At 37.3% G+C, this 897-nt stretch carries 1 protein-coding gene; it reads left to right on the top strand.

Going from position 1 to position 897, the window contains the following annotated elements:
• Positions 1 to 897, top strand: an 897-nt coding sequence (locus JMN32_RS10410) for an AMP-binding protein (RefSeq protein WP_202856274.1), incomplete at both ends; no start/stop codon positions are given.

The raw sequence follows: 897 nt of genomic DNA, 5'->3' as shown, positions 1-897 counted from the left end.
TCGAAATATCCCCCAATAAAACTGCGCTCTTCTACCACAATGAACAGCTGACATATGATGAACTTAATAAAAAATCTAATCAGCTCGCTCATTATTTGGTAAATAAGGAAGTTAAAGAAAATGATATCATAGGGATTTCTTCTGAAACAGGATTAGATATGTTGATTGCAATATTGGGAATTCTTAAAGTAGGCGCAGCGTATCTTCCAATTTCTCCATCACTTCCAGAAGAGCGAGCCCAGCTAATGATTCAAGAAGCAAAACCAAAATTAATCCTCAAAAGAGGCCAACACTCGTTTATTCATAAAGTTGAAACAATCGATCTCCTAGATTCTAATGAAATTATTAATCAACCTATTACAAACCCAAATATAACAATTCAGCCCAGCACATTAGCCTATGTCATTTTTACTTCAGGATCAACTGGAGTTCCAAAAGGAGTTCAAGTCGAACACGCCAATCTGACAAGTCTCATTCATGCTCTAATGCAAAAATTTGATATTGATAATTCAGAAAAAGTGCTACTTTTTAGTGATTATGGTTTTGATGCATCTGTAGAACAGATTTGGCTTGCACTTTGCAACGGCGCTAAGCTTGTTTTGGTGAATGAAGATATGAGGTTGAATATAGATGCCTTTGAAAACTTGCTGGCGAAGGAGGAAATAACTCATTTACATGCTACTCCTGCGTTTCTAGAACAAATTACTCCCAGTTCCTTTGGGGGATTAAAAAGAGTGATCGCTGGAGGTGATGTTTGCAATTGGGATTTGGCGAATAATTGGTATGCCCATTGTGATTTCTTTAATGAATATGGACCGACTGAAACAACCGTCACCTCACTAATTAATCAAGTAAATCCGTCTCAGAAGGCTATCAGCCTCACTGTACCCATAGGTA

The organism is Fulvivirga marina, assembly GCF_016775155.1.
Taxonomy (GTDB): domain Bacteria; phylum Bacteroidota; class Bacteroidia; order Cytophagales; family Cyclobacteriaceae; genus Fulvivirga; species Fulvivirga marina.
This window is presented reverse-complemented; position numbering and strand designations above follow the sequence as displayed.